The following is an 8,548-nucleotide window of genomic DNA, read 5'->3' as shown; positions in this document are numbered from 1 at the left end:
GGGATACACAGTAGCAAAAGGACTAATAATAATTTTAATCATTTCAACCAAACGTTCATTATAGGCCAGGCCAGGAGAAGTTATGCTGTGCCAATCAAATAGACGGCTCGATTGACCATTAAGCCGGAAAACACAAACAGGTTTGGATAAATAAGAAATTTCAGCGGGCGGTGCCAAAGAGGCTCTGATCACAGCTCGATCGGCTTTTGAACCTGCACGTAAGTGATACGGATTCGATTTAGCGAAAGTTGTTTTAAAAAGCATACTTTGATGACAGGGTACCATGTGCCTCAACCAGACATCAATTTTATCCAGTCGAGGATTGGGTGTAAGCCACCGAAGAGGCAAGCCAGGAGGCTCGATCCAGGCTTGCCCAAAAACTGCACCAAGATGCTTAAAACTTCCTTTGACGCATTGAGATTCTGCATAGAGCAATAAAGAGGCAAAGCCACCTCTCAAATAGATATCTCCAGAATTCATGAATGCAATCCATCTACCTTTAACTTCTCCTAGAGCGATATTCATTGCATCGTAAGTACCATTGGGGAATCGGTGAATAAAGCGACACTTCCAGTTTAATAATATAATGGAATAATAAACCTTGCTGCAAGCATTGTTGTTTGAGCCATCGATCACCAGTAACTCAAGTTGATAGTGTGGTCCTAAACCATCAGTTGCTCCTTTGAGTGAATGCAGTGTTTCCCCCAACTCACTTGGGTTATTACGGCAAAGCACTACTACTGTGGCATCCATCAGTTTTAACGGAAGGGGCTCAGACGAACAAGCCTTCTCCATGCCCGCAACCACACAGAAGGTGCGTAAAGCCTATCAAAAAGACGACGATCTAAAGCAAAATCTATATCACGATTCATTGGGTGACAGAGGGGAATAGTTAAGTTAAGCGGGGATGGCAAAAAAGAAAGATCAAGTTTAGTGTGCACAGCTCTGCTATCACGAAAGCCAATATTTTCCACAAGATTAACGTTTGGAACGCAAGCAAGTTGACCCGCTTGCCAATTGTACAAGAACCAAGAATAATCCCAAGTATCGCAACATCCTGATTCAACTTCATCTAGGCGACTACTAATAACTCGAGCAAAATGCTTGCCACCCAGCTCACTCAGCAAGGTTGATTTACGCATTTCTGGCCAATTCAACGCGTTTCGGTCGTAATTCTGCCAAGCCCTGCGCCAGCTAGCCCAACCCCATACTGGTAAAAATCGCGAAAATCGATAACTCGCGCTGTTTGAACCAGGCCTTGGATCAACGGATGCACCAGAAATAGCCGCGATATTTTGATCAAAACGGTAGCAACTCAAAAGTTCACGGCAGTAGGGGAAAAAACTTGGTTGAGGTATAATGTCATCTTCTAAAATAACACCCTCACTCTCAAAACTAAAGAACCAATCAAGGGCTGCTTCAACGCCGAGGCGGCAGCCCAGATTGCTAGTTTGGTGCAGTTGCTTAACAACGCAAGGCCAATCGACACCGTAATTGATCACTTCCTTAGTAGCAGCAACCTGCCTAACCTCAGAGGGCAAATTTTGGCGTGCAGCATCTACTGATACATACAAGAACTGCGGACGCGCAAGCCGAATTGCAGCTAGAACGCGCGCCGTAAGATCTGGCCTTCTAAAAGCAATGAGCAGAACTGGCACATCAAAACCATCTTTTAACAAAAGCATTGCTAAACAGATCCTTCCCCCGATATTATATTAAAACACTCTCATAAAAATGCAAAACATTTCAACACTATACGGGCAATCCTTAGTTACGCAGCACCTTAATCATTTCGACCTAGTATTTTCTGCAGGGCCATATTGCAGATCCGCTTTTCACTTACGTAGATTATTTAATAACCCAAAAGCATTTCCTTTCGACTGGTGGTTAACCCCAGCCACTTCCCTATTCAGAATGCTAGAGCCTGAATACAACTTCAATCTAAAATGCGAAAATATTTATTTAACTCAATCCGGTCAAATAGTTTTAAATAATCGCGATCAAATATTACATGTTCATGACTTCAAAAGGCTTTCTACGGGAGAAATTAGCCTGCAAAATCTGGAAAATCAACTGGAAGAAATTAATTCAAAATATCGGTTTCTATTTAACAGGCTCCATCAGTATCTATTGGCTGCTAACAAGTGCATGCTAATATTTGAAGGGTTAATACCAGCCCATGATCTTGAGAGCTATCGAATCAAAAGCTCCTGCAAAGAAATCATTTACCCAAATCTAAACACTGATTTTGCCAGTGAGCTCGTAAATATGCTAAAAACAAATTACAACGTAGCGGCCACACTTGTTAGCTTTGAAATAGGCGCACCTGCAATCGAGCAACGCCATAACTTACTAAGGATATCCGCTCCTGCACTTACCTCTATATTTGATATTGATGCAGAGCCCTATCAACGGCCATGGGCAACCTATGACCTGCTATTTGCCCAACTTTGCATTGCGTTGGGTGGTACTCAAGTTAACCCCTATTCCTATAATTAAAAATGATATTAAGAGAGGTTTACCAACTAGGTGAGCTTGAGATGCTTTCACCGTGGTTTGATAACAGTGATTTAGAAACTTCCGGGAGTAAGGCGGCTCAATTAATATTAATTGTGGCTTTACCACGGTCGGGGTCTTATTTACTATGCCGTCAACTCTGGGAACTAGGTTACGGGCGCCCTTTTGAATACTGCAATCCAAATGCCCAAATCCGCTCCGCCTTGAAACGTTTTGGCAAAAGACCGTGGCAAAATATTATTCGAGCACGTTCTACTTCACCAGTATTTGACCCTCAATTATTCTTCAGTTGTAAAGTACAGCCATATCAAGAACACATCAGTTTAAAGCAGCATATTAATCAACTATGGGAGCCCCTTTCCCGAAGGAATTGGTTAGAAAACCAAGATAAAAAACTTAAATATAATCTAATTTTTTTGCGTCGCTCAAATGTAGTTCGTTCAGCAGCTTCTTGGCATTTTTCCTTATGTACTGGTGCATTTGATAAGGGACTTACATATACGTTTCAACGCTGGCCGATGGCTGCATTATTTGATCACAAATATTTAATAAAATCAACCACTGAATATCAACGCAAATTAAATTGGTTAAAACAAAGTCAAGCTGATTTCCCAGATGCTCAGGTATTAACTCACGAAGAGCTTTTGTTAGATCCTGTTCAGAAGCTAGCAGGGCTAATAAATTATTTATCCCCAGGTGCTGATGAAAACCATATAAAAAATGTTCTGAATTTCAGGATTGAGATAGATAGATCACCCTTCAGCAAGGATCGTTTAAAACTTATTGAAGAAATTGAAAGATTGATTCTCAAATTTAATTTAATGCCGGATGCGCACTAACCTGCTCGAATACCATCATCTTTTGACCGCGAGGATGATTCCAATTGCCAATATAATGAGCAGTTAAGCCAGCTTCAACACCAAAATTTAGCATCTGCGCTTTAGTATAAGCAAAAAAACCATGATCATGCGGATATATGGGGTTTTCATATTCATGGCTCACTTCAAAGAAGCTTGCGTATAAACAAGCGCCTTGTTTTAGCCAAGGCTTTAAACGTTTAAGGCAAATCAGAATGTGTTCAGCGGGTAAATGTGTAAACAACGAATTTGCTATTGCCATATCTACATAACACTGAATAAGCTCAAATTCAAAATTGCTAGATTGAATTAGGACTGGTTTACGATCTTTAATTACTTGATCTGGCAATTCATAAAGTAACCCGGCATCAAGCAAGGACTGTTCTTTCTCAATACCTATATAGTTACCAGGCTGTAGATATGGAATCAAACGACTACCAAGCCTCAAACTACCGCAACCAATATCAAGCAAACGGTGGTTTGGTTTTAAACCTTGCTCAATTAAGAATTCAAACTGCAATGTACCCATTTGCTTCCATAGTCCACCCACATAGCGGCGGTGCCCAAGGCTACGAACTCCCTCCTCACCATGTGGAGGAAGAGTTGAACAATGAGGCCAATCCAATAGCCCAACCATTTTTAAAATCATACGTATTAAATAATCAGGCATAAGTAAACTTATGGCCGATACCATTTTTTGCATAGGTTGAATAACCAGCGAACGCAGCATTCGCTGTCTTTTAATTCTCAGCCAGGTGGTTGATGGCAAAGCATCATTTTGAGAGGTCCGTTCAAATCGCTCAGGACCAATTTTGTTCCAAGCTTCTCTACTACAACTTGCAATGTAGATATTGCCTTGTCGCTGAGCCTCCAACAGCCAGCCTGCCCAAAGATGATATTTGTTTGGATAGTTAGCACCAAAACGACTTATATTATCATGATGGAGCATATGAACACCACATTTAGGCAATAGGGCTAAAGTAGTATTAGGAGTTTCAAGAATTCTTTCGTAAAGGTCTGTATCGTCAAATCCCCATCCAAATAGCCATTCGTTAAAGCCACCACAGCGTTGAAAGGCCCCACGCTCAACGCAAAACAATCCCCAGCTACCGAAGTTACTTTCACTGGCGAGGCCAGAGTGATGCCAGCAGGTTTGAAGGGTTGCGCGATCGGGTTGAAAAGCTTCAAAAAAGGCATTTTCCAGAACGCAGTCGGCATCTACTTTCAGCAGCCAATACTCCTGGGAGAGTTTTACCGCTTGGTTGTATGCCCGGGTTAGCCACCATTGTTTTTCTCCTTCCACGCGCACCAGGCGGATCCGCGGATCATCGGGCAGATCACCCCGCAGAATCGCTGGGCTGGAATTCCAGTCCAAGATTATGTGTTCCCTGTGGCCATTCCAACGGGCGATGGCGGCGGCGGATTCGAGCAGATGTTCGGTGCGGTTCTGGGCAACCGTGATCACACTGAGGCTAAGTATTCCTTGCGGGGAAGGGGCCTGGTTTCCTTTGATCACTTCCATTTGATCACTTCCATCCCCGATTGGATCCAGCAAGGATTATCTGAATACAAAAAGCCACCCATTATTGAATGGATGGCTTTGGTTGATACTTTTAAATAAAGATCAGACGAACTGAATGTCGCTGGCTTGGATTGCAGAGGTGCCGCTGATTACCTTGGTGCCGCTGGCGGTAAAGGTAATGGTATTTGTGCCCAAGCCGGAAATGTTGGCAGTTGAGGCTACAGAAGTGCTGGCAACGGCGATCTTGTCTACACCGGTGGTGAAGTCTGTAACTGTGTCAGTGCTGCCGTCAAGTTGATCGGCAGTGTAGTAAATGGTGTCGCTTCCGCTGGCGCCCTGGATCAGGTCGGAACCAGCACCGCCACGGATTAAATCATTACCGCCAAAGGCGTTGATGGTGTCGTTGCCGGCACCACCGCGAATGAAGTCGTTCAGGCTGGAGCCTTCAATCCCGTCATTTCCAGAACCACCAGCTCCGTAATAAGCAAACCCACCAACTGGAGCGATGTTCCCTGCTGCTTGGGCAATAGTTTGAGTGCCGCTGCCATTGCCAGAAACTACTGCTGCAGTGGCAACAACACCACCATTGTAGGCAACGGTTGAATTTCCCAACTCGATAGTTCGAGCACCGGTTGAAACAGTTCCACCAATAGCTGATTCAACAATTGCACCCCCTCCAACAGCTGCGATCTTTGCAGCACCAGAAGCTACGTTTACCCTGGTACCATTGCCCGAAACTACAAGCTGAACGGTTTGACCAGCTGGTGCAGCAACCGTTGTATAAGTTGAGGGGACAATATCGGGTTTTTCAGGAGTGGGTCCACCTCCAACTTGAACCCCCGAAGCTGCGGTTGCAACAACTGTGTTTGGATTGGAGTTAGCTGCCAACACAGGAACATCAAGTGGATCTTTAAAAACAGGTGAGGGGTCGTTAATTACAAATGACATTTGAAAAATCTGATTTAAATCTAATTTACCACAGAACTCGTCTGGCTACAATTTTTTTCCTAGAAATATGCCAAATTAGCAAGTGTCCCATTCCCTAAGACGGTTAGCTCAGGCCTCTCCAAAGGTCGCAATCAGCAGCTAGCAGGGTTTCGCGGCAGCGTTCTGCTAGCCCTGGATTCAAGGCCAAATACGTTGCAGGGGCTGCGTTTAGCTTGGCTAACGCAAGCTTTGGACACAACAGATCTGGATCTACGCCTAGATGCAAAGCAACTTTTTGGCTGGCCAACAATGGATTTAAAACTATGTCTTCAAATCGCAACACCAATAACTGCTCGGGCTTAAAGAAGCGCTGCCAGCGCTCCAACTGGGCCCCATAGAAACTACCTGCCAAGCAGTTACTGCCAAACCAGCCCAGCTGGCTACGCTCTTGCTTGCTGAGCTCTAGCAAGCCATTTAATTCTGTTTCGATCACCTCCTCCAAGGGTTTGGTTAAACCCTCCTGCCTTGTCATGTGGTGATACCAGCTCACGGCCCGATCCAATGGTTCCCGCAGCAACACCACTAGGCGAGCTGCTGGCATCAAACCATGCAAGCGTTCCGGCGCCTCAGGTAGCTGTAGGTAATTAGGTGTTGCTTCAAGGCGAATAATTTGCGCCGCAGCTTGAAACACAGGGAATTGGCAGCGATACCAGCTTTGGCCCCATTCCCAACGGCCATCTAAAAAATGCAGTTCTTTGCGTGGGTGCATCCATAGCTGTGGATGCGTGGAAAGGGCTGCAGCAAGGGAGGTGGTGCCTGATTTGGGCGCTCCAATAATTAAAGCCTCTGGCAAGCTGGGAATAGCTCCCCAATTGAGCAGCTGTTTTTGCTGAGCAGAAACGCTGAGCTGCGCAGAGTAATAGCTGTGCTCAAGCGCTTGATGCCTTTGGCCAATTTGAAATTCCCAATCAGCCAATAGTTGCAAACCCAAAGGAAACTGGCGAGCTGGTTTAACTACCGAACTGAGGCGCCCCAGAAGCGCCTTGATGTTTTCTGTGCTGAGCTTGGTGAACTGCAATGCATGAACACTGGCAACATGGCCTGGCTGCACCTCCAGGGCATTAAGAAACGCTTCAGCCGCCTCTACAAATTTACCCATCGATCGCAGATTTAAGCCATTGCAATGGCATGCAACCGCCAGCCAGCCCGAGTTTGTGATCAGCTGGCAAGCAAGCCTGAATTGCCCATCAGCGCCACTGTTATCTCCCTCCCTGCGTAGCAATTCAGCTAAGAGCAGGTGGCGCAAAGCAATTGCTTGTTCATCTGCTGGTTCCGGCAGCAGCTCCAGCTTGCTGCGGGCCTTGGCTAGATCTTGTTGCTCAAGCCAATTCCAGATAGCTGAAAATTCCTCATTCATCACTGCTGTTTGGCCACCACAGTTCCCAGCCGCCAGCGCCGAAAACCATCTTTCTGGCCGGTGGTTTGTTCAGCAAACCAATAGGTGCTAACAGAGGAATTGATTCGTTATTGAGCCATGGAGCTAAGGCGCGAGGTAGGGCTCTATGGGGGCCCCTGGCAAGCATTAACAAACCAGGGGCAATTTCATTACCCAAACCATAGGTAGAGCCCACTGAAATAGTTAAATCAAATAGCTTATTTAAATCAGCCTGCAAGCAGATTGGATCCGGGCTTGCTATTACTTTGAGCGTGAGATTTTTTGGTAGTAGTTCCTGTTTTTTTGCCCAAAGTAGCAGATCAGCTTGGCGAAAATTTAGTGCCCACCAGCAAGCCGGTTGATTAATTAGCAGGTGCCGCAGGCGTAGTTTTTCTTGCAAACTTAACTCCAACTTTATCTTTTCGCATTGAAAACTGCGGCCAGCAGTTAAAGGGCCATGGCGTTGATCTAGTTGTGGTAATTCGTTTTTGCTATCCAGCAACGCTAAAGTTCGCCATCCTTTTGAAAGTTGCAATGCCTGCATTCGCAACTTCAAGCCCCAAGGATGTTTTGGGCTAAAGATAAGCCCTTGCTCAACTGTTTCGATGGCCTCATCCCAGCTACTTTGATTCAAAAGAAGGCGAGTTATCGCAAACCACACCTGCGGCTGGGCCGCTTGCTGCAACAGGCTTGTGCGATACCAGCTCTCGGCCCGCCAATGATCACCAAGCTGGGCCTCTAGCATTCCCACCCGATTGCAAATTGCAGCTGGCAAAGAGTTTGTAAAAGCTAGGCTTTCAAGTAAATCCTTGGCTTGCTGCAATAAGCCTTCGCTATATAGCTGTTGGGCTTGATTAAGGATTTGCTCTGTTTTATCCAGCAGGCTTGGCCTTCCTAAAGACAACTCCCTTAATTCAGCAATGGCCTGATTTAAATTGCTGCTGCTTGGTTGCAGTAACGACCAACTCCGCCAGCGAGCTGCTTCAGCGCCATAACCCTTAACCATCAATTGATCAGAAATTGCTTCGTAGGTTTCAGGGCAACTTGGATCTAGCTCCACCGCCAGCAGCAGATCATCAATGCCAGAGGCGGTGGCTCGGGAAACATCGTTCATAAATTCATCTTAATAATCAGCTCCACACTCCTATGAACCAAGGCTTGATCTAGATGGATTGGTTCGCTGCTTGGGCCCTCCCAAAGCAGATCTTGCAATAGGGCTGGTGGCCGCTGAGGTTGCTCACAGCTGTGGAAGTTAAGGCCCTGCTCAGCTGCAATACCATGAAAATAAGG

The 8,548-nt window shown here is 45.5% G+C and carries 9 protein-coding genes; 2 read left to right on the top strand and 7 right to left on the bottom strand.

Going from position 1 to position 8,548, the window contains the following annotated elements:
• The coding region (locus tag C7K08_RS11460) for a glycosyltransferase (RefSeq protein WP_117434645.1) at positions 1 to 753 on the bottom strand (753 nt) is incomplete at its 3' end.
• Between the two features lie 5 nt (positions 754 to 758).
• Positions 759 to 1,685: a glycosyltransferase family protein gene (locus tag C7K08_RS11455; protein ID WP_106500741.1), complete on the bottom strand. Its 927-nt coding sequence runs from the start codon at positions 1,683 to 1,685 to the stop codon at positions 759 to 761.
• Between the two features lie 229 nt (positions 1,686 to 1,914).
• Between C7K08_RS11455 and C7K08_RS11450 the strand changes: the two genes are divergently transcribed.
• On the top strand, positions 1,915 to 2,499 hold the full coding sequence (locus tag C7K08_RS11450) for a hypothetical protein (protein WP_106500740.1): 585 nt from the start codon (positions 1,915 to 1,917) through the stop codon (positions 2,497 to 2,499).
• A gap of 2 nt (positions 2,500 to 2,501) precedes the next feature.
• Positions 2,502 to 3,356 carry a hypothetical protein gene (locus C7K08_RS11445; RefSeq protein ID WP_106500739.1) on the top strand — a complete coding sequence of 285 codons (855 nt, stop codon included), beginning with the start codon at positions 2,502 to 2,504 and terminating at the stop codon, positions 3,354 to 3,356.
• On the opposite strand, the gene C7K08_RS11440 is transcribed toward C7K08_RS11445, so the two are convergent.
• From C7K08_RS11440 to C7K08_RS16145, 5 genes are all read right to left on the bottom strand, one after another.
• Positions 3,331 to 4,929 carry a galactosyltransferase-related protein gene (locus C7K08_RS11440; protein ID WP_106500738.1) on the bottom strand — a complete coding sequence of 533 codons (1,599 nt, stop codon included), beginning with the start codon at positions 4,927 to 4,929 and terminating at the stop codon, positions 3,331 to 3,333. The two genes, C7K08_RS11445 and C7K08_RS11440, sit on opposite strands and share 26 nt — an antisense overlap.
• A gap of 69 nt (positions 4,930 to 4,998) precedes the next feature.
• Positions 4,999 to 5,844, bottom strand: a complete 846-nt coding sequence (locus C7K08_RS15575; protein ID WP_161955902.1) for a calcium-binding protein — start codon at positions 5,842 to 5,844, stop codon at positions 4,999 to 5,001.
• 103 nt (positions 5,845 to 5,947) lie between these two features.
• Positions 5,948 to 7,240, bottom strand: a complete 1,293-nt coding sequence (locus tag C7K08_RS11430; RefSeq protein ID WP_106500736.1) for a sulfotransferase family protein — start codon at positions 7,238 to 7,240, stop codon at positions 5,948 to 5,950.
• On the bottom strand, positions 7,233 to 8,372 hold the full coding sequence (locus C7K08_RS11425) for a tetratricopeptide repeat protein (protein ID WP_106500735.1): 1,140 nt from the start codon (positions 8,370 to 8,372) through the stop codon (positions 7,233 to 7,235). The genes C7K08_RS11430 and C7K08_RS11425 overlap by 8 nt, the downstream gene beginning before the upstream one ends.
• A partial coding sequence (locus tag C7K08_RS16145) for a hypothetical protein (RefSeq protein ID WP_206603844.1) occupies positions 8,369 to 8,548 on the bottom strand: 180 nt, incomplete at its 5' end. The genes C7K08_RS11425 and C7K08_RS16145, both read right to left, overlap by 4 nt.

This window comes from Synechococcus lacustris str. Tous, from assembly GCF_003011125.1.
In the GTDB taxonomy this organism is placed as follows: domain Bacteria; phylum Cyanobacteriota; class Cyanobacteriia; order PCC-6307; family Cyanobiaceae; genus Synechococcus_D; species Synechococcus_D lacustris.
Note: the sequence above shows the minus strand (reverse complement) of the source record. Positions and strands in the feature narration are given on the sequence as shown.